The 25,369-nt window shown below is 52.2% G+C and carries 15 protein-coding genes and 1 pseudogene; 4 read left to right on the top strand and 12 right to left on the bottom strand.

Annotated features, from left to right (window positions below; all coding sequences use genetic code 11):
- Positions 1-174 precede the first annotated feature (174 nt).
- Positions 175-429: a hypothetical protein gene (locus GN112_RS33525; protein WP_162458771.1), complete on the bottom strand. Its 255-nt coding sequence runs from the start codon at positions 427-429 to the stop codon at positions 175-177.
- Here GN112_RS33525 and GN112_RS03750 point away from each other — a divergent pair.
- On the top strand, positions 406-1,284 hold the full coding sequence (locus GN112_RS03750) for an adenylate/guanylate cyclase domain-containing protein (protein ID WP_162458770.1): 879 nt from the start codon (positions 406-408) through the stop codon (positions 1,282-1,284). The two genes, GN112_RS33525 and GN112_RS03750, sit on opposite strands and share 24 nt — an antisense overlap.
- Positions 1,285-1,554: 270 nt before the next feature.
- Here the strand turns inward: GN112_RS03750 and GN112_RS03745 are convergent, their stop codons facing one another.
- The 5 genes from GN112_RS03745 to GN112_RS03725 form a co-directional block, all read right to left on the bottom strand.
- Positions 1,555-2,298: a histone deacetylase family protein gene (locus tag GN112_RS03745; RefSeq protein WP_155309008.1), complete on the bottom strand. Its 744-nt coding sequence runs from the start codon at positions 2,296-2,298 to the stop codon at positions 1,555-1,557.
- Positions 2,295-2,570 (bottom strand): HU family DNA-binding protein, encoded by a 276-nt coding sequence (locus tag GN112_RS03740; RefSeq protein WP_155309007.1) that lies wholly within the window; start codon positions 2,568-2,570, stop codon positions 2,295-2,297. Before GN112_RS03740 ends, GN112_RS03745 begins: the two co-directional genes overlap by 4 nt.
- 227 nt (positions 2,571-2,797) lie before the next feature.
- A complete protein-coding gene (locus tag GN112_RS03735) occupies positions 2,798-4,132 on the bottom strand; it encodes a hypothetical protein (protein WP_162458769.1) in 1,335 nt (444 codons plus the stop codon).
- Positions 4,133-4,213: 81 nt separating this feature from the next.
- Entirely contained in the window at positions 4,214-4,636 is a 423-nt protein-coding gene (locus GN112_RS03730) for a hypothetical protein (protein WP_155309005.1), read from the bottom strand.
- A gap of 745 nt (positions 4,637-5,381) precedes the next feature.
- A complete protein-coding gene (locus tag GN112_RS03725; RefSeq protein ID WP_155309004.1) occupies positions 5,382-5,555 on the bottom strand; it encodes a hypothetical protein in 174 nt (57 codons plus the stop codon).
- A 290-nt stretch (positions 5,556-5,845) separates the two neighbouring features.
- Here GN112_RS03725 and GN112_RS35535 point away from each other — a divergent pair.
- Positions 5,846-7,509, top strand: a pseudogene (locus tag GN112_RS35535) (IS1634 family transposase).
- A gap of 120 nt (positions 7,510-7,629) precedes the next feature.
- On the opposite strand, the gene GN112_RS03710 reads toward GN112_RS35535, so the two are convergent.
- The 5 genes from GN112_RS03710 to GN112_RS03685 form a co-directional block, all read right to left on the bottom strand.
- Positions 7,630-8,586 (bottom strand): ArdC-like ssDNA-binding domain-containing protein, encoded by a 957-nt coding sequence (locus tag GN112_RS03710; protein ID WP_155309001.1) that lies wholly within the window; start codon positions 8,584-8,586, stop codon positions 7,630-7,632.
- A 99-nt stretch (positions 8,587-8,685) separates the two neighbouring features.
- On the bottom strand, positions 8,686-9,210 hold the full coding sequence (locus tag GN112_RS03705) for a JAB domain-containing protein (RefSeq protein WP_155309000.1): 525 nt from the start codon (positions 9,208-9,210) through the stop codon (positions 8,686-8,688).
- Positions 9,211-9,369: 159 nt separating this feature from the next.
- The gene (locus GN112_RS33920; protein ID WP_197743247.1) at positions 9,370-10,071 is read right to left on the bottom strand and encodes a single-stranded DNA-binding protein; all 702 of its coding nucleotides are present in this window, start codon (positions 10,069-10,071) and stop codon (positions 9,370-9,372) included.
- A gap of 24 nt (positions 10,072-10,095) precedes the next feature.
- Positions 10,096-10,734: a hypothetical protein gene (locus GN112_RS03690; RefSeq protein WP_155308999.1), complete on the bottom strand. Its 639-nt coding sequence runs from the start codon at positions 10,732-10,734 to the stop codon at positions 10,096-10,098.
- Positions 10,735-10,974: 240 nt separating this feature from the next.
- A complete protein-coding gene (locus GN112_RS03685; RefSeq protein WP_155308998.1) occupies positions 10,975-11,898 on the bottom strand; it encodes a hypothetical protein in 924 nt (307 codons plus the stop codon).
- 570 nt (positions 11,899-12,468) lie between these two features.
- Here GN112_RS03685 and GN112_RS35100 point away from each other — a divergent pair.
- Together GN112_RS35100 and GN112_RS03675 are read left to right on the top strand one after the other, a co-directional pair.
- Positions 12,469-12,723: a DUF2188 domain-containing protein gene (locus GN112_RS35100; RefSeq protein ID WP_155314120.1), complete on the top strand. Its 255-nt coding sequence runs from the start codon at positions 12,469-12,471 to the stop codon at positions 12,721-12,723.
- A 122-nt stretch (positions 12,724-12,845) separates the two neighbouring features.
- Entirely contained in the window at positions 12,846-13,559 is a 714-nt protein-coding gene (locus GN112_RS03675) for a YkgJ family cysteine cluster protein (RefSeq protein WP_155308997.1), read from the top strand.
- A 761-nt stretch (positions 13,560-14,320) separates the two neighbouring features.
- Here the strand turns inward: GN112_RS03675 and GN112_RS03670 are convergent.
- On the bottom strand, positions 14,321-25,369 hold the full coding sequence (locus GN112_RS03670) for an Ig-like domain-containing protein (RefSeq protein WP_155308996.1): 11,049 nt from the start codon (positions 25,367-25,369) through the stop codon (positions 14,321-14,323).

Genomic DNA, 25,369 nt, shown 5'->3' with positions numbered 1-25,369 from the left:
ATAAGTATCAAGGAAGACATCGAATTTGCATTTAGCAACTGGATATCATAGGCTTACCTTGGGTACCAACCGTATCGTTGCCTTGCATGTCGTTTCTTCTTTGATGTAGTTTGTCGGCAATGCCATTGTGAAGGATCAATTAAAGTTGAACCCTTACTCGGACTATGCCCCAATTCAGCGAAGGGTCGACCAATGACTGAATCCCTTTTCCGTTCGATGGGTGAAGGCACCCGACTGCGCCTCCGGCGCTTTGCCTGGGTCATGGGTGCTGGCATTTTCGTGGGCGTCGTCTACGGGAGCCTGATCGGCTTCGCCGGCTGGGGCGAGCTGCTGGTTGGTGGCATGATCGGCGCCGTCCACGGGTTTATCATCACTTCCGTAATCGCGCTGATGGAAATATTTGGCGTGCGAACGGCGTGGGGGCAACACATCGAGCAAGCCCCCCTGATCATCACCATTTTGATAAAGGGGGTGGTATACAGCACGGTCATTTTGTGCGTCGAGCTGTTCAGTGTGGGCGAGATGGTGGTGATCGGCGGCGTGGACGATCCCCAGACTACGCGGGCCTTCGCGCCCATGTCGATCATCTTCTCCTTTATCATCATGTTCATCATCATCTTTTTCCTGCAGATCAGCCGCCTGGTAGGTGGCCGCACGCTGCGCAACCTACTGTTGGGCCGTTATCACCAACCGCGCATGGAGGAACGCTTCTTTCTCTTTGTGGATATCGTCGGATCCACGCGCATCGCCGAGGAGATCGGAGAGCTTTCCATTCATCGTTTTCTCAACCGCATCTTTGCCCTGATCGCCGATCCGGTCACCGACCAGCACGGCGAGATCTACCAGTACGTAGGCGACGAGATCGTCATCACCTGGCAGATCGCTCAAGGCCGCCCCGAAGCCCGTCCGTTGGCCTGTTACTTCCAGATCCAGAGCGCACTGGCCGAGGCCTCTCCGTGGTTCGAGGCGACCTTCGGGGTCACCCCGGCCGTGCGCGGCGCCCTGCACGCCGGGCCCGTGGTGCTCGGCGAGGTGGGCGTTTACCGGCGAAGCATCGTGTTCCACGGCGACGTGATGAACGTTACCAGCCGCATCGAGCAGGCCACGAGGGAATTGGATAGCCGCTTTCTCGCATCAGGTACGGCCCTGGACCTTCTTGACGGCCGGGATGCCTATGCCATCCAGGACCGCGGTCGGCGACAATTGCGCGGTCGGCATGCGCCCCTGCAGATCTTTGCGGTGTCATCGAAGAATGGGAATCAAACGACCGATGCGTCGGCCTGACGGCCCTCCTTCGCGAGACCATTTTGTATACTTTGGAAAGAAAAAACCCGATCGGCCCGCTATGCATATAGCTTACAAGGTCTTTAATTTGGGTACAGGATAGATCACAAAAGTTGAATCTATTTGTCATTCCTTGAATTGCAGGTATCTTGCCATAAAATGGAAATTACAAACAATAGCGGTATTTTACATATATGAAATGGAAAGCTGAAATGCCTGCCAAACAGAGTGGACCGCACTTTTGGTCCATCCCTTAAAAACGCTGAACCATTAAGAGCTGAGACCTTCTATCAAAGCGGCGGCATTCAGGCCGATGATCTTGTGGTTATACCCCCCTTCCAGGATGGCGAAACAGCCAGCGTTGTTTTTACGAGCGGAGTTGATCACCATTCGTCCCATGGTGTGGTAGTCTTGGGTGAGTAGCAGTCCACCCCAATCATTGATGTGATGGTCGAAACCCGCTGATATGCCGATGATGTCTGCCGGGTTCGCCTCAATGAAAGTCTCCACCTCTTGGAGATATCTGTCGCGGGTACGGCCTGCTGGATTGGAAATTGACATCCAGCTGCGATGATCCAGAATATTCACATTGCCGTCGCCGTAATGGAGGTCAAAGTCCAGGATGGTGGCGGTTTCGATCAGTCCCTCATCCTTGAGGGTCAGCAACGCCACCGCCATGTTGTTGAAATAGCAAAAACCCCAGCAGCTATCACCAGAGGCATGATGACCGGGTGGCCGAATGGCACCAAAGGTAGGTGCCTCAAGGCCCAGCCGAGCCGCCTGCATGGCCCCGCCTGCTGCAAGTGCGGCAATGTCGTAAAGCCCCTCCTGGCGAACGAATCTGATATGTTCCATCGTATGCGCCAGTGCGATTTGCGCCTCGGTGGCCGGTTCTGCCTCAATCAGTTTTGTGCCTGCCGGAAGCGCATTCATCACCGCCTCAATCCTTCCGGCCACCGCGGCCGGGTCAGATGTGTACACCGGATAAAAGCTGTGACTATAAATGACTTTCAACGATCCACCCGTTCCTTCAATTCCTTCCCCGCCTTGAAAAATGGCAACTTCTTCGGTTTGATCTTCACCTTTTCTCCAGATTTGGGATTACGTCCGGTGTAGGCACCGTATCCCTTCACGAAAAAGCTGCATAGTCCACGGATTTCGACGCGGTCACCATTCGCAAGGGTATCGGCCATTGTTTCAAAGAACAGTTCAACCGCCTTGCGGGCCTCAGCTTTTGAAATTCCGCTGATTTCCTTCAGAGCTTCGATCAGTCCAATCTTATTCATTTGCAAAACCTGCGATTCGATGGTTTCAAATAGCGGCCGCCCCTTTTGCCATCAACTTCCAGCGGCTCCGTCTCCGAACGACTGTCGCCGTTGGCAAAAAAGCCTGCGACTTCTTGGCAATCCCGGATACGATGGTAAGTTCGTGACTCACGGGTAGATCAAGCCATCCTAACGGGCCGGATTAGATGCGTCAACGCGGAATTGCATAAAACGTGGATGCCTGTACTTCATATATATTTGCACAAATGATCTCGGATACGATTCTGCAAGATCATGACAAGGTTCAGCCGTTCAAGTAGATCCTTTGCCAATGCCGTATCGATATCATAATTCCTGAGATATCGTTTTAGATCTTCAAAATGGGCGCTTATTTGATTCAAGCGGGAAAGGGTGTCGTCGGGCAATTCCGACAAATGGCAATGTTGATCCTGATCGCTGTTCATCCCCTGGGCATCCTCGCTGTCATTGTGCCAGTGCAGGTGTTCGAGACGGATCAATTGGCTCATCCGGTCGTCACGGTATCGGGGAAGGTTGGACAATATCCATTGAAACAGGGAGTGTCGTTCCGGCAGAATGCTCGGCCAATGGATAAAGAACCAGTGGATGGATTGTATTCTGTCGATATTCACGGAGAGAGCGTCGGAGATGTCTTGCAGTTGATCGGAACGGTTTTCATCATTCTGATAGAAAAGCAATAGAACACTCGCGGTGTTGCGAACCCAGCCCGGACCCCTGTTGATATGGTCGGATATGACTTGAACCGGAATATTGTTTTTGATTCCATCGAATACATAGAGGGTTTCTTTCTGATCGGGTTCCCATTCGTGGTCATACCGATCAAAATTCCGGACGACGTTTTCGGCATCTTGAAAGGACGGCTCTGTTTGGGGCGGAGTTTCAGTTGACGCCACACGGGGCTTTTGTTTCGATGACCGCCCTGAATCCGCCGGGTTATTTTCCGGGCCGTTTTCGGCCTTGGAATCTTCGCTTAACAGGCGGTGGGTTTTGGTTTTGCTCCAGCCGATCCTTTCGGCGATGTCACGAACGGGAAGATTTTCTTCATCCTTTAGCTTTCTGGCCAGGGCCAATTTCTCGCTCTCTTCCTTTTGCGCCAGGCCCTTTACCACTTTACGCACCCATTGGACGCTGCATCCGACCATGTCGGCGATCTGCCGCTTGTTCCTGACATTGTCCTTGCACCAGGCGTCATGAATGGCCCTTTTGATCTCGCCGGGCTTAAGGGGCTGCGAGGAATCGGAATTGAAACCCACCGAAAGCAGGCGCCACAATTGCGGGGCGGCATCGATAAGATCGCAGGCAATCTCAGTTCGCTTGAGTTTGATGAAGGCGCTGTACCTGTGGAATCCGTCGATAAGAATGTACCTGCCGGATGTGTCTTCGACGATTTTGATGGGGGGAAATTTGGTGCCCTCCCCTATCAGGTCACTGAAGAAATCGATGCGTTTGTCGTCTATCTTTTCCCTTGGATAAATGCTGTCATCTTTGAATATTTCATCGATTCTGATGACTTTTTCTTGGGTTTCAAATTTCATCATCGGCACGGGATCTCTCCTTATGTCCTGAGGCAGCGGTTGGCAGTATTTGCTGCAGATGAAATATCGGATATGGTTACAGCGGGTTGCCTACATGCCTGTGATGCTGATCTCCGGGTCTTCCGGTATCTTGTTGTCGGCACCCTTGGGTTCGAGAAACCGGTGATAATAATCTCTTTCAAAGATTATGCCTGCCAGGCGGTGGATGGTTTTCGGATTGCCGGGATCGATCCAGCCGGCTCGGAACCATCTCTGGATCATCTTTTCCGGCACACCCAATGTGCTGGCCCATTGCGCCCGGTGACGGAGCCATCGTTTGTGGCGTTTGTAAATGCGGGATCGGATTTTGCCGATTTCGGCTTCCAGCTGTTTTTGCGAACCCGGTGAGAGGCTGATGCCGAACAGGCTGGTCAGTTCGGATACGATCTGCCGGATTGTGATGGTGCCGTTATCGATTTTCAGATGCCACAAACGGCTTTCTATCCATTGTTCCATTTTGCCGGTGAGTTTCATTTTCTTTTTTCCGATGCCATGCCGTTAAAATATTGCCGGATTATCATTGCCACCATCGGACGTGTCCGATGGTGCTAATATATTATATAGGGACGTGGGAAAATCGGGCCTTTGAAAAACAGCGGCAGATGATCGAATGATTTATTTGACTGTATTTATTGCATTATTTTCCCGGTATGCGTCGGACAGCCTGGTTTTTCATCGGACATCACGGTTAAGGTCGTCGGACAATGGACGATTTATTGCGGTAAAACACGGATACCGCTCGAGTACTCCTGTTCCAATGTCCGGGTTGAGAATTACACATGAGTTCACCGACTTCGCGGATTCCATTGCATGCGGCTGAACCAATTTCGAGGGCATTTCACGGGAATCTTCCGATTGTTTCATGGGAACATCGGGCCGCTATCATGGGAAAATGCGTATCGGCAACAAATGAAGGGGAAAGCGAGCACCGGAACAGCCCGATCCGTTATGACGGAATCGGTCAGCGCCTCAACATGGTCTTTTGATAGCCACTGCGCGGCCCTCATGCAGCCGCGTCATGGTTTCAATGGGGCGCAATATGATGACATTCTATCCAGCGGAGGGCTTGCAAAAACCGGCAGCCGGACAGCGTACATCCTATGATTGGCTTCAAGGTGTCAGGTTGGTGCGGTTATATCGCCGAAGATTGGCCTGAAGATGCATCTATTTCAGCAATGCGACTGGAAAGCAATGAGATGTTTCGTTGGGCAATCATCTGTCACATCTCTAAAATGGTTTTAATTTCATCCGGTGTGACATTGAGCCGAAGTCTCCAGCGGGCCATTAATTTTCCTTCGTCCGGCAGCATCGGATCAAGCAGGGGATAAGATACCGTGAGTTTTTGCTGCAGCGAATCGATCTCTTCTGGAGCGTTGATATCAAATATCTCCATCAAAACTTATATTTAAATTGCAATACACCTCAATTTACAGAGCGGAATGCATTCAAAATATAACCATTCCCATCCTTGCCTGTCCCGCCAGATAAAATCCCATTGAGCGGAGATTTATATCTTACATTCGGCACCCCTAGCCAGCGCTCTTTGACAATTTTTTCTTCTTGTAAATACAGCCAGATATACTCGTTAACCTATTGAATATAATGACAATATAAAAGTCTAGACATTTCAACTAGTTACTGCTACACTCCCGGGCAGGTTCAAACTCAACCCCGGGAGGATACATGCCGCCGATCAACACCGAGCAGATGGTCATCACCGATGTCAAGCATATGCCGATTGTCAAAGCCTATGCAAAAAAGATTGGACTGGTAGAAACCATTGACCGGATGGTCGACACCCAAATGGAACTGAGCCCCGGTTACGCAGTATTGGGCATGGTCCTGGACACCTTGTCGGGACGAACCCCGCTGTACCGATTGGCCGAGTTCTTCGAGGAAAAGGATACAGAACTGCTTTTGGGGGCGCCCATCGAACCCGAACGATTTTGCGACACCAACCTGGGGCGCTCCATGGATAAGGTTTTCGAAACCGGTACCCAGAAGATCTTCTCTCAACTGGCCCAAAACGCCCTGACCGCTTTCGAAGTCGATCCCCGGCGGCTGCATTTCGACACCACCTCGGTGAGTGTCTTCGGTGATTACGATCTGGTCGATCCGCCGTTTGATATCACCTATGGCTACAGCAAAGACAAGCGTCCCGATCTGAAACAGTTTCTGATATCCATGCTGTGTGTCGACCGCAACATTCCCATTTTAGGCACCACCACCGACGGCAACGCATCGGACAAGACCCTGAACAACGAACTGCTTACCAATATTTCCAAACACATGGCCCGGCATGGCCTGGAGCCGGGGCCTATGTCTATGTGGCCGACTCGGCGTTTGTCACCGAAGACAATCTGAAGAAAGCAGATGACCGCCAGACCTGGTTTCTGACCCGGCTGCCGGCAACGTATAACGAATGCGGTCGCATCATCACCGACGCCGTCGCCAGCGATCGCTGGATCGATATCGGCGCCTTGGCTGAGGAACCGGATCGCCCCAAACGGCCGATCGCCCGTTATCGGGCCTATGATGGCCGTGTCGAACTGTATGGCAAAACGTACCGGGCGATCGTGGTGCATTCCAGTGCCCACGACAAGCGGCGGCACAAGCGCATCGACCGGATGCTGAAGCAGGATCGCAGGCAGCTCGACGCCGACGTAAAGGCAGCCACCGCCACGGCCTACTACTGCCGGGAAGATGCCCTGGCGGCTGGCGAAAAACTGATCCGCAAAGCCACGTCCAGTTACCATCGGCTGCAAATTAGTGTGGAAAAGATCCCCAAGTATGGCCGCGGCAGGCCCACTGTCGGTAAACCCCGAAAGGTCTTGCGTTACGAATATCGGTTAACCGCAGCCGTCCAGGAATCTGCGGAAAAAGTGGATCCATTGAGGCAGGGGGCCGGCTGTTTCGTGCTGTTGACCAACCTGTTGGATCAACAAGCGGATTGGTCTGCCTACGAACTGCTCTCTTTGTATAAAAGCCAGATCGGCATCGAGAAAAACTTCAGCTTCCTGAAAGACCCGGCGATCGTCAACAGCATCTTCCTCAAAAAGGCCGAACGCATTGAGGTGCTGGGTCTGGTACTGCTGATCTCCCTGTTGATCTGGCGTTTAATGGAACGCTCCATGCGCCAGTATGTTGAAACCCATGGCTGCACCCTGCCAGGTTGGGTGCGCCGAAAGACAAAGAAACCGACTGCCTTCATGATGGCAACCAAGTTTGCTTCCATAATGGTCATTACCATAGACCAGCATCGGCAGTTGACCAAGCCGTTGAAACCGTTTCAACGGGAGTATTTGACCGCATTGGGCGTCCCCGAAACCACTTTTACAGTTCCTTAAACGGAAGAAAAAATTGATTCAAATGGTTTACACAAGGGTGCCGAATGTACGTTATATAGCCTCCGGGAAAACAAAAAAGCCCCGATTCCGAAAGGGATGCGGAGCCGGGGCTTTTTTCAATTATGCAGCAATATCGGTATTCGATTCCGTTTCATCATCCGAGTCGACAGCGGCGACCAGATGGTTCAGCACTTGATTTGCCAGGGGCTGCGACATATTGAAGGCTTTCATGAATTTTTCTTCTCTCTTTGCGTCACTCGCATCCCGGCTCCAGTCGAACAGGTAGGCCGCCTGCGGCTGGATATCGAGGCCCAGACCGCTTTTGACCAGTCCCACGGTAAGCTCAGCCTCCAGTTCAACGTCGCTTCGGTTATCATTGCCGTCGGTGTGTCCGAGCATGATGTGGGCATATTCGTGGATCAGGACATCCAGGTCCTCGCCCGTATCGAGTGCACTGTCTACGAATATGGTCTTTTTCCTGGCCATTCCGCCGGCTGAACCGAGATCCTGGTGGGCGATTTCGATACCGCTGTCGGCAACCAAACCGGTCATGGCGGCCGAGAGTTTTACAAGGTTTTCGCCTTGGGCGGAATAGACCTTTTTCTTGGTTTCGTTGCGTTTTTCAAGCATCCGTTCGATCCTTGCCACCCGGTCGCCTCTGGTCTGGGAGTAATCCCACACATAGACCGGTCTGAACAACACGAAAGACGATTCTTCATTTTGGTCCGCATGGTCGATTCGCGCATCCGTCTTTTTTCGGGGCTCGCTTTTTTCGGCCTTTACCGGAATCGGTGCGAATATCAAAATACCTTTCTCGCCTTTTTGAACAAACCGCCGGTATTTGGTTTTCCATGCACAAAAACCTTCGGTCCAAATGGCCTCCCTTTTCTGGGCATGGACCAGAAGAAGGTTGTTGGATGAGTAGTTCCTGCCGAAAAGCATCAGGTTCGCGATGCCATTGAACCAGTTCCGGATCTCGTCGATGTGTTGAAGATCCAGTATGGTTTGCAGGGTTTGCTTCATCTTCTCTTTGTAGTCGATCTTTTTCGCATGTTTTCTGGCTTTTTTTGCTGCCATGGCAGCTCTCCTTTAAAGAGCGGGCATGGCAGATCCCGCAAAGGGGAAAGGTCATGCCTGCTCCCCTGTTGCGGGTTGATGTGGATGTCCGGGCTGTTTTTAGAGTTGATCCAGCAAGCGCCTGGCTTCATTTTTCAGATTGGTCATCATGCCCCTGTCACTGAAACTGTAGTAATTGGTGCTGGCCATATCGACGATCACATGATCGTGCACGATGATATCCAGCAGTTTGGCGACGGCAATGATTTTTTTGGTTATGAGCATGTCATCGGCGGACGGGTCCAGTGTGCCCGAGGGGTGATTGTGTCCGATGATCACCGCCGAAGCGCTGGCCGCGATGGCCGGCTTGAACACCTCCCTCAGGAAGGTCGGCGAGGAAGTGATCGAACCCACGGAGATAACATTGGTACCCACCACCTTGTTTCGAGCATTGAGCATGACGATGATCAGTTGCTCCCGGTCATCCTGACCGCACGAGGAGATGGTTTTGTACACCAGATCAGCACCCAGTACGGCATTTGATATCGTCCCTTCGTATTGAATGGCCTTGTCCCGTATCATCGAGATTCTGTAGGCATAGGTAACGTGATTTTTGACCGGGTCGCTTGCATCTTTCTTTTTCACTGGCTTGCCTCCTTTTTACTTCATGAAAGGAGGGATCTTCCCAATGAGGGGAGATGGCCTCCCTTCATCGGGGTTTGTTTTTTTTGTTAGGGTCGCAGCTTCTGTCGGGACAGGCGATGCGGTTTCAGGGCCTTTGCGGCAACGCACCTTGCATCGGGATTAAAAGGGGGTGTCCCCCATACTGCCGGTTTCCATGGATGCGTTCGGGATCATATGATTTTCCAAAGCGCCGGCATCGGCCTTTTTCGAGTCGAGCATCTCCATGTGCGAGGCGATCACTTCGGTGGTGTAGCGGGTGATGCCGTCCTTTTTCCATGATCGTGTCTGGAACCGACCCTCGATACAGATCTGCCTGCCTTTTTCCAGGTAGCGCTGACAACTTTCGGCCAATTTGCCAAGGGCGACGATGCGGTGCCATTGGGTCTCAAAGCCGTCTCCTTTTCTCTCATTGGTTGCCAGGGAAAAATTGGCGACCGCCAGACCATCCTTAGTGTAACGGATTTCAGGATCGATACCCAGGCGGCCGATATAAATGGCCCTGTTCACACCGAGATTGGCTCCCGATCCCAGTGCGACGACCCGGTATGCGATGATTTCCGTGGAGTGCCTTGATGCGCCGTCTTGTTCCCATGTTCTTTTCCTTGTCTTGCCCTCGACATAGACCAGCCCGCCTTTTTTCAGAAGGGAGCCGCAGATTTCGGCAAGCTTGCCGAAGGCGATGATGCGGTGCCATTCGGTTTGGGAGTTGTCCTTGATTTTTTCTGTCGTTGCCAGATCGAGATTGGTGATGGCAAGATCCTCGGTGGTGTAACGAACCTCGATATCTTTGCCCAGATTTCCGATCAGGATTGCCTTGTTCATGTTTTTCTCCTTTTGTTTGTTGGTTTAGTGCAAAGGCCGGGTCCACTGTTTGGTCTCGCCGTTGAACCGAAAGCCGGAGGCTTTTAAAACCCCGCGGTGCCTGTAGATCACGCCCTTTTCTCCTTCGGCCACCACAAGATGTCCGTCGTCGATTTTGATACCGATTCCGATCTCTTCCAAATAACCGAAATCATCGATCTTGGAGGGATCGGACGATTTCCGGTTGCCGGGGGATGGTTTCCGATTCCTTGGGGCAGGGTTTCCGTTGGTCTTTGCGGACGCTTTGTTTTCGGCTTTTTCGATCTCCCGGCCGTTTGTCAGTGCCGCGTAGAGCTCATCTGCGGAACAGAACTCGCCGCCGCCGAATCCGGCTGAGAAAAGGGCTCGCCCGATCGCCGAGGTCTCGCAGTTTTCAACCGCCGATGTCCGGTTGACAAAGCCGGCGGATCTGACCTCTTCAGCCGTGCCCTTTGCGACGACGACCCCTTCGGGGTTGATGATGGCCGCATTGCACAGCACCGTATCCTCTTTTGGAAACGAGATCTCGGGAACGATTTGCCATCCTGAATCCACCGGGAACTTGTCGCGAAATTTGCGGACGCGTTCGGCCACGGTTTCGTAATGTTTTCCATTACCCTGTTTGTCTTTGATAACGACTGCCATGATGGTCTCCTTTCGGTTTTTCCCAAAGGGAGACAACTTGCCCATAAAGGGAGCGTGTCTCCCTTATGGGATGGTTGTTGTTAAACGGTCGGCCGAAGCTCAAGGCGGCAAAAGTGCGCTAGGGCTCGGCGGTTTGACTGGATTGATTCCGGTTGATGTTCTCAACGGGATGGGATGAATGGGAAGGGTGTCCTATAAAAACAGCCGGCTGACGACACCTTCCAATTGTATGAAATGGTACTATGAAACCGTGAGGACGGTGTATGGTGTGGTTTTTTTGAATTTTTCGAACAGATCCGGATGGGCCGATTTGAACGCCTTGGAATCAAGGGTTTCCTTTTGCCGTTCCGATACCTCGATAAGGGTTTTTCCGGCCCTGCCTGTCCTGAATTGTCCCAAAAACCGCTGGATCCTTGCCTTTGCTTGAAATGACAGCGATTTCCCCTCCCTTTCCAGAAGTTTGGCGTCCATGTACCGATCGACATCCTTCTGAATGGGACTCAGATCCACCACCGTTGAACCGTCCACGAAAAATGCCGGACAATTTTCACGATATTGGCAGTACGAGCAGAGAGCGGACCTGTTGGTTTTCAGGTTTTGGATATCTTTGTTCTGTAATGATTGCCAGATGCGGTCAGCCGAGGCTTCCAGCTCCCTGAATATCAAGGGGTTATGCTTGTATCCGTTAAAAATACGGACGTCACCGGTTTGAAGATCCAGAGCGATTACCGCACCCTTGATTTTCTTTTTGCGGTGATTCAGCGCCAGTAGCCCCATCTGGTAGTAGATCTGTTTTTCCCAACCGTCGTAGGGTTCTTTCGGAATAAACGATACGCTCTTGCATTCAAGAACCCCGATTTCGTTTCTATTGGTGAATGTAAAATCCAGATGGGCTCTTACGTGCGGTTTTTCCGGATGAATCGATTCAAGCTGGGACACGTGGCTGATGTTGCAGTTTTCCAAAGCCTCTTTAACGATGCTTTCAGCGAGATCACCGCGCTTGAACCGGACCAGGGTCTCGAACGATTTTTGCGAAGGGGCCAGTTTTTCAAGACACCCTTTGCGTTCGCACCCAAGATCAGAAGCACCGACATAGGTTGACCGGTCTCCGAGTTCATCCTTGGGCTGCAGAAGACTTTTTTGAATGATTGATTTCAGATCCATGGTTTCCTCCTTGCGTCGTTGATGGACAGAAAGAGAAAACCTTTCCCCGTCAGGAAAAAAAGGGCCTCTCCCTGTCCGGGTTGGTATGATGTTTCTGGTATTCACAAATTCCCGTTTCACCGATAAAACGACTTCCCGAGCAAAAGCTGGCAAACACCGCATATGAGGCACCCAAAATAATCCGGGAAGGAAAATTTCGGATAATCGTTTTATCTGACCGCTGTCGGGCGCCACAAAGGTGTTTTTGTGTGTCCGTTGTCCCGAATAATCGGGCTGCATCAATAGAATTAAAATATTCTATGAGCAAATAAATCGATGAACCCGCCTTTGCCGGCGGGATATGGACCTAGGGTGTCCCGTTTCGAAACTTGTCTGAAATCAGGACAGGACAATGGCTTATATGTTAATAATGAGGAGGTAGTAAAATTCCCCACCTCTTTTCCACAGAATGTTGCTATGTCATTGAAGTTTAAATCATAATAGTCCCGTTTTCTTATTGGCGTTTTTTCAACCCAAAATCATTCCAACCTGATCCAAAGCACAGACAGTGCAAAACCATAACCTCCACCCATCACCACCCAGTCGGATGCGATTGGCGCCGCTTGCGGTATCGCCCAAAAACAAGCGAGCGAGGTCGTCATTCATCGTCCTGACGGCTGCACCCTGGACAAGGACAGCTACGGCAACGACACCTATCCACACCAGGACACCAGGCACTGTGATCCAAAACCATCGCGTAAAATAAAGGCAAGGTGTTGGTCCCCTGTCTTTAAATTTTCATTAATTCAGGTGACCGAAATGAGATCTGTGTCATTTCCTCGTTAGTCCTGTGAAATGTGGTGACGGATTATTGCTCACAGGCTTTTAATCCTGTATCCTTCCATAAAGATGGATCTGCTTGAGACTACTATTATTCACGCCTTTCAAATGGATAAAAATGGCGAGCCATGGGCAAAAAACACCAAAAATTTATTTCGATTTCTGAAGCCTTGAATAAGCTGAAAAATACCCTGGCGATGCAATCTGAATTGAAAAATCAGGAAGAGATCGAACCGATTTTAGCTCGAATCGACGATTTTGAGATGCGAGAGGATGTTAGAAAGGTGCATCCGTTGGATTTTTCTGACCGATATGGGCTGTGGATAAAATCAGATGGCAGCGATAAATTCTACTATGGCACTGATCTGGTGGATTTGTTTTTGAATCGGTTAGGTTCGAAACCGCCGGAAACAATTGCAAAGGTGTATTCCAAAATCGAGTGGGTCAAAGCAAGCATAGCGAAACATCCGGAAACTGGGGTTACCGGGATCTTGATTGAAACCGAAATGGAAAAATTCGAGTGCGTCCAATGCGGACATTGTTGTCTTGAGTTATCAGACGCCTATCAGGCCTCTGTTCCTGATTCTGATGTGTTACGCTGGCAACGCGAAAACCGATATGACATCCTGGAGTGGGTCGATACCTTTGTAGGCCTCAACGATATCTGGATCAGCCCCAAGACCGGCGAACCAGTGAACCGCTGTCCTTGGCTGCGGAAACTTCCCAATAAAGATAAATACATCTGCAGAATTCATGAAACCAAACCCGAACATTGCCGAAATTTCCCGAAATCTAAACGGCATGCGTTAGAGAGTGGCTGCAAAGGATTTACCGCCGAGTAAGTTTAACAAAGCTGGAGTGACTGATTCTGCGGTACCGTGAGGTAATCACCACTTGTAAAGTGTTCACCCCAGCCACAAGATGTTGGGGTGCAGCTTGCATTAACCAAATTTCATAATGGCAAGGTATATCAAGTTCTGGTGGCATCCATTTTTATGGGATAGCCAGAACATAAATACTTGGCTATGAAAATCTATCAACCCCTTGGAGCACACCACAACGTTTTGCAAGATGCGGGGGTGATAGTGCAATGCGAGGTTGAATATGATCTGCTGATAGGCCAGAGGGTGCGGAAAGAAATCTGCCAGAATGGCATCCCTTATATTGGTGCGCAATGGAGCAGCAAGGCAGCGGAACTTGCCTAAACCGAAGGTGAGTATGGTGCTGCAAAATCATCTGTGTGCTGCAGCAATTTTTGATTCGAAAATAAACCTTCACTTGATCAAAAGCCCTTTCCTATAGAGCATTTCTCTATTCAGGCAGAGGGCTGAAATGCCGGTGGCGCTCAACTAGACCAAGGGAGACAGTCCAATCCCAAAAATTGTGGGCATGGCTTTTCTATACAGCCAACGGTGGGTGTAAAAAACCGCCCGATACTCGATAATAAATGCGACCACAATACCGAGAAATGAACTACCACGCAGGAGAGCTGTCGGGGTATCAAAGCAGCTATAACTGTATTTGTCGACTATTCGAAGCAAAGCTTCGGGGAATTAACCCCAAGTGATTAAATGGTATCTGAAATGTGTTCAATATAGGTTTATTAGTTCTCCACCGTAGTAAAATACCCATAGTATAAAGAAGCGATATTGCCGGACGTATCCACAACATTATTAATCTGCAGTCGATACTGGGTATCAGCGTCCAAAAGCACGGAAGGCGTCATGATCGCAATGGTTCGGCTTTCGTCCATCGTTACCTGGCCATTCACGTACTGCCCGGTCGTCTGATTTCTCAATTGCACCGCGGTTTCATCTACCGTGTTGGGGTTCACCGGCTCGCTGAACATTACCGTCACCACTACATTGCGCACCACTCCCGTCGCATCGTCAGAGGGATTGGTACTCACCACCTGCGGGGACACCAGATCCGCACCCGTCTTCGTAGTGAAGTGAATCTCTACAGGTGCCGTCATGAGATTGCCCGCCACGTCCTTTAGGCCGGAAACAACCAAAGTATGATCGGTTAGCGGCGCCAGGGGAACAGTCGGTACAAACTGAATCCGCCGGTTGCCGTCCAGAAGGCTCAGCGTGCCAGAAACCACCGTGTCTCCCTGCTTGAGAACCACCGTGGTTGACGTCACACTGATCGGATCCACCGATTCGCTCATCTGCACCGTGATTCTTGCGTTGATCGCAACCCCTTGATCCCCATCCCCAGGATCCACCGCCAGCAACTCGGGCGGCGTTGTATCCGACTCAAAGGAGGTCGTAAAATTCTGGTAATAATAATATGGATAGGCCTCATCCAGCGGATTGCCGGCCACGTCTTCCACGCCTTCTCTTATGTAAATCCTGTGCTGGGTGCCCACCGCAAACGGTTCGGCAGGGATAAAGTAAAATACACGGTCCGTATACATGGCACGGCTGCCCGCTAAGTACTCGCCGGTTGTATAGTTCCAAACCTGAAACGTATCCTCGTTGATCGACGCAGGATCGATTGCTTCGTTGAATTCGATCACAACGATGCTGTTCACCGCGACGCCGTCTCCTTCTGGAGATGCATCCAATACGACCGGACCTTCTACGTCAGCCTGATCACTTGTTATAAAGGCGCTCGCCATCGAAACATCCATGATATTTCCGGACTGATCCTGAATATCGGAGATTTTTATCGTGTAATTGGTTAATGTCTGCAGATTCTCGGTCGGCCGCAATACGATACCCGTATCACCGAGAACCAATTGAATGGTCGCATCAACCGGCCCATTCAGGTCTTCAATATAGACGTTATTGGTCGTAATAGACTCGGGGCTTACAGGTTCGGAGAAGCGAACCGTGATGGTAGTATTGATCGGTACATCTGTTGCACCTTGGTTCGGAGTGATTTCCACAACCACAGGAGGTGTTAAATCCGAATCGAAATCCAGTTGCACTGGATCACTGGTCCCTCCCGTCGTTATCACGGTTACAGATCCCGGAATGATTCCTTGGGGTATCGTCACCAATAATTGTTGGCCATTATTAAATACGTCTTTGGCAACAACCCGGCCGGCCCCAGGGAAATCGATCTCTGTTTGTCCTTCGACCAATCCGCTACCCACAAGGGTGATATCTTCTCCGGGGACAATTTCAGACCCTGGATCCAATTGGATATCTGAAAGCGTCGGAACCACTTGCAACAGGACGTTGGATTGCGTCGGTACACCATCAGAATGTTTCAGATAAACCGTACCCGTGGAAGCACCTAATGGTAGCGTCACCGAAGCACTCAGCCCGTCGGTAGCAATATTGGTAAGCGGCGACTCTAACGCTGTCGAAGTTCCGTCATCATCAACACCCTGAAACACCACAACCAGATTTTCGTCTATATTTTCGCCTGTTATCGTCAATATCTGACCGGTATTCGCCGAGGGTTCCGCTGTGTTCGCCGGAACACCTTCCGCAGCTGCTGCAACGATCCCGAAGGTTCCGGGAAGTGCAAGCGCACGGCTGACGCCACCATCTGTTTGAACACTTACATGTCCTGACACAAAATCATCCGGCACTATAACGGTCAATGCGTTTCGCACTAAAAGGTCTGGGGTGACCGGTGCAGTGTTTGAGAAGATCACTTCCGTCTCACCGATTCGGAACCCTTCACCGAGCAGTGTTACCGAAGTTCCGGGGCCTAATACTTCACCCGAGTGTATTGAAATACTGGTAAGTTTCGGCACGATCTGAATAAAGGTCTCACCAACAAACGGTTCCCCTCCTGTCGGACGGATCTTCACCGTACCGGTAACAGCGTTCGCAGGCACCACGACGGATGCTTGCGTTCCGTCTGTAGTAACATCGGTGAGGGGTGCCTCTGCTATTGTTAACGTTCCCGCATCATCTGTCGAAGAAAAGACCACGAGCATGGATGTGGAAAGGGTTTCACCGGTTACAGTGACAGACTGCCCCGGATTGGCAGAGGCAATTACCGGATCAATTGCACTTCCTTCAGCGGCGCTGCCAACCACTCCGAAGGTTCCAAGAATTGGGAAACCATTGCTCATTCCGCCATCGGTTACGATAAACAGCTCCCCTGCCGAAGTGCCGTCTGGGATCGTGACCGTCAGCTTCGTGTTTGTGTCAAAAACATCAGATGCGGCAACCAATAGATCATTCGGAAATTCGACGCTTGTACCACCATCGCAGAAACCGCTGCCACCGATGGTGGCGACGACACCGGATTCGATCTGCTCACCGTCCGGTATTGAGAATGAATCAAGGGTTGGAACGATCTGCAGTACTACTTCACCGGGCAAAAGATCCCCGAGACCGGTTTCAAGATGAACGGGGCCAGTGTCTGCCGTAGCAGGAACCATAACCGATCCTTCCAGACCATCAGGCCCCACACCAAAAAGAGGTGCTGTTTCTGTTCCCAGGTTGCCCCCATCATCCCGTGTTGTAAACCGCGCACGCAATGAGTCGTTCAAACCTTTACCGGAAACGACAATGGTCTGACCTGTGTTTGCTGAAGATAGGCTGGGATCCGTCGAGAGCCCGCGTAATGCTGTTGCGTCAATTTCAAAGTTCCATACCGCCATCGTTAGCTGGTCGACACCCTGACGACCGAATCGATCCGTTGCACGGGCGACCAGCGTCAACTCAGTTGCTTCGAGCAGATCCGGCAAAGGTATAGTAAATGTTTGCGACGAGGATGTTTCAGGAGGCGATACGGTGAAATTCTCCATAAAACCGATTTCCGGAACCTCAATGGATAACTCGGCCACACCGGATGAATCCGAGGCCTCGACGACCACGTCTAGTGGAATTCCAGGAAATACCGTTTCCCCGATAGCAGGGGATATGATCGTTGTTACTGGATCAATTTGATCCTGTATTGCGATCTGAATCGTTGCCAGCGCTCCGGCCTGCCCCTTGTTGTCCGTTCCATAGACAGAGAACGTAAGCGTTCCCTCGGATGCCGTTGAAGGGATGTCGAAACTGAAAGATGCCATAGCCGACATGACAGGCGGAGTAATCTCTTGGGTCTGTACTGCTGTCACGGCTCCGCTCACTGTACCTGTTATTTGCGCAACAGCCACGTCGTCCGTTGCTTCCACGGTAAACGAGACGGATGAACCCGGGGAGAAAATTTCATCAGGGTTGGGTGATGCAATGATCACGGAAGGCGGCTCGTCCCCCAGTAGAGAAACGGAAACGGAAGGACTCAGGGCCCCCACGTTGCCTGCCTGGTCCACGGCCCGCGCTGCAACCTGAATTGACCTTTCCGGCATCACCAGTGTGGTGGAGAATTCTCCGGGTGAAGATGGTGTAGCGGATATGGCCGTGAGAACACCGTCCACAAAAAATTCAACGGATTTTACATCAAGGCTGGATGTCAGGGCGATAACAACGATAGACTCGCTTGACCGGGCACCCGAAGGTGCGCTCACGGATGTAATAACAGGAGGAATCGTGTCCACCGTGCCAAACACCGTATGGATCTCATCTTCCAGAAGCAGGACGTTTCCCGCCGGATCTGTTATTCCGGTTACGTCCATCGTATAAACGGCATTTGCTTCCAGAAATACACGGGTGCCAGATTCATCCGTGGGAGTAAATACGACAACCGTATTTCCCAGGGTCAGATCCAGCTGGCCGGTGATAGGCCCCGAAGGTCCCTGGACGAGAACCGATGTCTCGTTCACGCTGGCTGGATTTATAGGTTCGTTGAATGTAATGCGAAAGACGCTATCCTTGGACACTTCGATGGCATTATTTTCCGGGCTGAAGATTACCACGCTCGGTGGAATGTTATCCCTTGTCGTAAATTGCCATACATAGTCTTTTTCGAGAGGAAGCCCCACGAGGTCCCGAAGACCGCCGCTAAGATTGCCCTGTCCATCAATAGTTCCACGGTTGATGATCACCGTGTGCATTGTGTCGCCTTTTAGTTCTGCCAAAGGGAAAAGCGTTACCGATGTTCCGTCCTCAGATACTATAAGATCTACGGGGACCACGTTGGAATCATCGCATAAATTGTTCGGATCATTGGTATCCGCTGTCGTCCCGGATGACTCGAGAAGTCGAAATGTTGGTAGGTTTGAAGAAGTTGCCGACGAGCAGGTTGTCAGGCTGTTAATGTCAAGGGATTCGGAGAAATGAATCACGATGGATGTATCCGTTGGAACGGCACCTTCACCGGGCAATGGCATTACTTCAAGTACAACGGGCGGTTCCACATCCAAAATCATGTTGATTGTCTCAACCGTGGTTCCAGCCGAATCCAATACCACACCTGTTTCGTCAATCCTCCCGGAGAACTTTGCAAGACCTCCACTACTTCCTTCTGCCTCCAGTGAAAATGTCTGATCCAGGGGAATGCCGACAAATTCGAATGTCCCACTCTCATCGGTCAGCATAGCGGCGTTCAAGCTACCAGCGGATATCGCGACGCTGGCGGCTGAAACAGGAGCGCCATCCGTATCGGTTACTATGCCTTGAATTGTTGCCACCTGACTCAAAACCAGTTCTATGTCGGGAAGCAATCTGGTACCGGCCGCTGGAAGGTCTTCTTCAGTTATGGAACGGGTTGCGGATACCACCGTTCCAACCGGAGATACTTGCCTGGCAGAGACCGTGAATGGTGCTCTGGGGATGCCCTCGAATATTGTAACATCGTCTATGACTTCGGTCGGATAAGCACGGCCTCCGAACACTCCTCCACTATCAAGGGTGATCTCAACCGGGTCTTCTACCACTTTACCGGTTACTACGACGCCAACTGATATTGTGCCTTGAAAATTTACATCGGCAGTTACGGTTTGGTCGTTCCATTCCACTTTGCCCTGTGCGACCCCGCCGTCCCCGGGAGTCAATGCCCCGGGTGGCCTCGCCTCGATGGTGAAAGACCCCATGGGCACGGATTCAAATACAAATACGCCGATACTCTCTCCATCTGTTTCAGCCTGGGTGTTTTTCATAATACCGGAAGAAGTCTTCAACGTTACTTCCGCAGCAGAAACAGGCGCACCCGTATCATCGAATACAGAACCAGTGACGCGGCCATTGCCCTCGAGCACGACTTCGCGCTCCACGACCTCTCCCTCAAACCCGATGGAACCCTCGGCCTGCCCCGATAGGCCTTCCAAAGAGACGGCCTTCAGGGTAAAGTCTCCGCTTGGGACACTCTCAAAGGTAACGGTTCCGTCAACGCCTGATGTCTCAACCCGGATATCACCAGATCCGCTTCCAATGCGCAGACGAACCTCGGCACCGGTGACGGGATCGGTTCGGGTTGCATCGACCACCACGCCTTTTACCGTCCCAATGGGCCCCAGTTGCAATTCAGTTACGACATCTTGCCCGTCGTAGGCTATCTGGCCCGCGGCATTTCCCCTGCGGCCCGTTGACGGATCAAAACCTTCCATGGTGAATGGTCCTACGGGTATGCCGACAAACTCAAAATAGCCGTCTTCGTCGGTCACATCAAAGGCCGTGGGCTGGTATTTCACATAAAGTTCCACTTGCGCATTGGGAACCGGTGTAACGCCGTCTGTCTTTACAAAACGCCCGGACACCGTACCGGCGGCCCGGATGGAGACACGAACAACCCGAAGCGCGTCTCGCAACACAACACCGCTCGCACTGCCGCCATACCCCCTCAAATCATCCCGGCCGCCCACATCTACTTCAGGATCCGTGGAGACAAACGCGGATACCATGACGGATCCCTCGGTCAGATCTTGAAAAACCGCTGGGCTCACATCCGTGGGAGCGGTTAAAAACCGCTGACTTGCATCACAGGGGTAAGAGGTGCGGCGCACCGTAACTTCCACGCCTTGAAGCGTCTGACCGGTTGCATCCACCACTTCCACGGCCAGAGAGCCGAGCCCTAGAAGCCGGATGTCCTGAACCGCATCATCGCCTTTTGCGATTTGAAGTTTTGCCTGGCCGGTATGACCAAACCAGGGAGATCCCGGTCTGTCATCCGTCACCTGAACCGTATAGTAGTCCGGAGGCAGTGGGATCGATGAAACATAACACCCGTCACTTGCATCCACGCGAATGCCTTCCGGCTCAGGATTCTGGGTGTCCCGTTCCAGCTCATCCCTGAGCATTTTGGATGTGATAAAGACAGAAAGCGGCAGTGCAATCCCGTCATCGTCGTAAATCGGTTCAATCACCGTGCCGTCGGGGTCAAGCACACATCCGCTCAACGTAGCGGTGTTCTTTTCAAGGATCAGTGTAATATTTTCAACCACGGGATTGCCTTCCGGCAGGTAGCCGGACACGGTCGTGTCCTGGGGGCTGAAGAAGGATGATGCGGTCACGGTAAACGGACCGGGGAACAGACCCTCAAACACAAATCCCTGATCTGGATCGCTAATGGTGGTTCCGGCATTCTTGAATTCCAATATTCCTGCGGCATTTGGCATGCGTGCCTTCAAGGTTACGCCGGCGGCCACTTGAAGACCGGATTCATCCATGACAATACCGGAGACAGCGCCTGTAGGCCGTATCAATGTCAGATCCACAACGTCATGTGAAACAAGTGAGGAAAGGCGGGCGGTCCCGTTTGCCACCGCACTGCCCCGGACGGCAACCAGAGGATATTCTTTACGTGTGAGATTATCAAACCGGTAAGTTCCATCCGCAGCCGTCTGCGTCTTGCGCACCCAGTAAGTTCCCATGGATATAGCAACAACGATCCGTACCTCCTGATTCGGCAGAATCTCGCCACTGGTGTCAAAGACCCGTCCGGTCACAGTGCCCAGCGGTTCAACCACGATATCCATTCCTGTGGATACCTGGCCGGCAGCCAAAATTGTAACGGTTCGAGATCCTTCGGCACCGGTCTCAGGGTTCATCGCCGCCACGGTTCGTTGGCCGACGGGAACCGTTGGAATCAGGTAGTGTCCTTCTGCATCTGCGGTCACAATTTGCGTCCCCCCGGAAACAACAGCACCGGGAACCGCTACAAGGGTTGTCCCATCTCGCTCAAAAACCGTTCCGGAAACAGTTCCCGTGCCCCCCAATATAACCCGTACAAATGCCGGATTTTCAGGGTCGTTGTATAGGGTAACGGAAATGCTGGCTTCTCCGATAAGGCCGGCAGCCGCTTCCATGGCAACGATTCGGTAGCTTTCGACCGGAACGTTTTCAAAGCGGAAGGTACCCGAGGAATCGGTAGTGGAAGCATCGAGAAGATCGTCCCCTTTTGCCAGAATCACACGAAAATCACTTGCCTTGGTGTTGTCTGGAAATAAGACTTCGCCGGTAATCACGCCCTCGGAGAATTGAGAAAACAGAGTCACATCCACCGTAGCGGTTGCGCCGCTGGCTGCAATGGTCCCGGAAACCCGCGAGCTGCCGGCCTCGGCAACGACCTCCATCCCAAATGGGCCTACCGGTATCCCGTTTATACGAAAAAAACCATTCTGGTCTGTTCGCACCCCGTAACGAGAAAAATCGGTCATGCTTTTGACGGATACCGTCGCGTCGGCCACAGGAGTGCCGGTCTCATCGCGGACCGTACCTTCCACCGCGCCCCTGCCCACCAACACGATATCGAGCCGCAACCGTTCCCCGTCATTTCGGACCCGGGTAATCAGGGAACCTTCCTCGCCCGTGACCGGATCCCGGCCTCGAACCCGAAAGGGTCCGCAGGCTTGCTGTTCCACAAAATCGAGCTCATAACCGCCATTTTCATCCGCAGCCTTTTGAGTGAGAATTCTCTCTTCGCAGAGTCCCAGCAAATTCTCCATAGACTTGAAATAGGTGATCTCGGCGTCGGAAACCGGGCTGCCGTCCGCACGCATCACCCTACCGGAAACTTGTGCCCCCGGTCCGATGTCCGGATCCGGCATGATCCATCGGTCGGACACCGGGGCCATCGCCTGCCCGTTGAGATCTTGGACACCGGAGATATTGATTGTCCGCCGGACAAAAGGCCCAATGGGGTCGCGAAGCCCCACGAAGACGATCCTTTCCCCAAACTGGACCATGGTCTTCGTCACGTCGTTTCCGTCCACCAGATCCGGTGACGGTATCATGGGAATGACAACGGGATTGATGCCATAAGCGGACGGATTTTGGGCCGTAAGCGGGTCAATATCCTCGCTAAACAAAACGGCGACTACCCGTCCTGCACTGTCCACCTCGTATCCGGCGTCCTGGACCACACCCAACACGTGGGGGGGATTATCCGGGATGATTGTTTCAGCGTCCGGAGGAATAGTGGTCCCGCTTTGCAAAAGCACCACCGGGGACTCCGATCCGGGACGGATGGTCAGAGGGAGTTCTTCGTTCTCAAGAACGGAAATACCTTGAAATACGACGTGCCGGAGCAGACCGTCACTGGCGGCCACGACGATTCCAAGATCGAAAGTGCCCGACTCGAACGCCTTGAGCGTCCCGGTGTAAGGAGATGCATCAGGATTGGTAATTACGGCGAATTGACCGGTAATGGCATCTGCCTCGTAAAAGCCCAGAAGATCCGCACCCGGGATCTCACGGTTTCCCTCCATGGGATCGAGCGAACCACCCAGATGCCGCTCGTTTCCATCCATGATATCGAGGATAACAGGCACTTCGTACCCGGGAGATTGGATCATTACTGTCACATGAGAGCCGCGGTATTCTTCCGTTCCCGCCCAGTGGCTCTGAAGTCCAAGAAGGTCGGCAATGCCCAGGCCCTCGCACTCCTGTTTGACCACATCGGCAAGGGCGGCGCCCAGCAGTCGTGCCTGCCTGGACTTTCTGTACAGCACGTCCCAACCCTCGTCGTAGGTTCCCTCACCGAGAAAATCGAAGAAGAAATCCTCTAACGTCAATAGCAACCCTTGGGACAGTGGTTCCGCATTCCCGTCCGGTCCGGCCAGATAACTCAGTTCCAGCCGCACCCCGGCCTCGGTCAGCTCAAGGGCGCGTTGGATCACCATATCCGAACCGATGGTGTGAACGTCCGGAGGCAGGCTCCCCCGCGGCGCCGTGGCAATGGAATGGGCCTCCCCCAGAAGCGCAACAGCACGAAAGGTGAGATCATCGCTTCCGGTCGCTTCACGAAGAGCGCTCACGGCAGGGGGCAGCAACAATGTGTCCGGTGAAAGGGGAACCCCTTGTTCACTCACACCGGCTTTGAGATAAAAATGCCGGCCCGTTACGATACCGTCCTCTCCGCTCAACTCCAGCGTGGTAGCAGTCACCTGCCCTGTCCGCAGGGCTTCCAAGGGAAATGTGGCGGTTCCGGACTCACCTGCCGGAATCGTCTCGATCAACTGCACGGCATCTTCCGAATCCATCAGCCGAGCTCCGGAGAGGTTCCTGGGGTCAAGGCTGACCGTCACCAGGTTAGCTGCCACCTGGGAGGTGTTTTGGATATGGACCGTCAGCTCATAGCGCTCTCCGGCACGCACCGTATCCGGGTGGATAAAGGTCAAAGAGAAATCAGGGTCCCGGACCACGACCGCGCCGCTGGTACGGCCGGCCACCTCGACAGGACCACTGGGAAGCCCCATTAGTGTGCCCCGCATTTCGATTTCGATAATATGCCCGCCCTCTCGCACACCTTCGACCAGAAACTCGGTGGTGCCGGACGCCTGCGGAGCGAGTACATCCACATCGTCCTCCGTGCCCGGTTTATCGTCCGCACCCGGGGCAAGAACTGCTTTGATATTTTCTCGCCCGGCATCTGTCTTGGCGATTCGAAGGGGATTGTCATACTCCGGTTCTCCGGGCTCGAACGGCGGGTCCCTCAATATATCCCCTGAAACATTGTCGTCGCCCGACGGCAGAAAAATTTCCGCCTGCACATTCTCCACCACCAGAGGGGTTCCATCCGGGGCCTCATTAGATACGACCAGAAGGACGCTGAAAAACTGATTCAGAAAGGCAATGTTTCCGGGAATCACCAGTATTCCCGGAATAGGCGGAATTTCCTCCTCTGGAAAATCCTCCGTGATCGGCTCTAACATGATGGGTTCAATGGTGAAGTAGGGTAATTTAAAATCTGGAAGTTGCAGAGCACCTCCTAAGCTGGCACCTCCAACAATGATCGGTTTCTCTAATTTCGAGCCTACGGGTACGAGCACTGGCAGCTCGATTTCCAAGACCTCGCTTTCGGTCATCAATCCAAGGGTAAATGAAAAGGCCTTGTAACTGTTCTCATCAAATTCAATGCCCTTCTCCTGAATTTCCTGCAGAGAAAGTGGCCGGGATGTAACGTCCCCTACAAGCAGTTCTTCCAGAACATTGATCGTGACTTCATTGGGAGATGCGGCCAGGGAAACATCGGAATCCACCTCGAGGCGGATGTCTTCGAGAAAATGGGGGCCGGGCTGAGATAATGGCGGCAGTTGAATGGCGCCGCCGGGAGCGGCCTGGATCTCAATGGTACCCGGAAAACTGGGACCGCGAAGTGTTGCGTAGACAACCGCATCGGATGGGAGTGCGTCTATACCAACCACCGATGTGTTCACCTGGGTGGTGATTCCACGCGGAACGGTTAGTTCGCCTGGGGATACTTCGAGGGATAGGCCGTATAAGTGGTATTGGAGTTCGGCTAGGGGTTGGGCGTGTGCCAAAGAGCTCATGCCGGTCAGTACTAAAAGAAGACAGAATATCTTATCTATAATACTCATCTTTTTCAGTACGTTCTCTCGATTTGAAAGCGCTCTCAC

It is taken from the genome of Desulfosarcina ovata subsp. ovata, assembly GCF_009689005.1.
GTDB classification, from domain to species: domain Bacteria; phylum Desulfobacterota; class Desulfobacteria; order Desulfobacterales; family Desulfosarcinaceae; genus Desulfosarcina; species Desulfosarcina ovata.
Note: the sequence above shows the minus strand (reverse complement) of the source record. Positions and strands in the feature narration are given on the sequence as shown.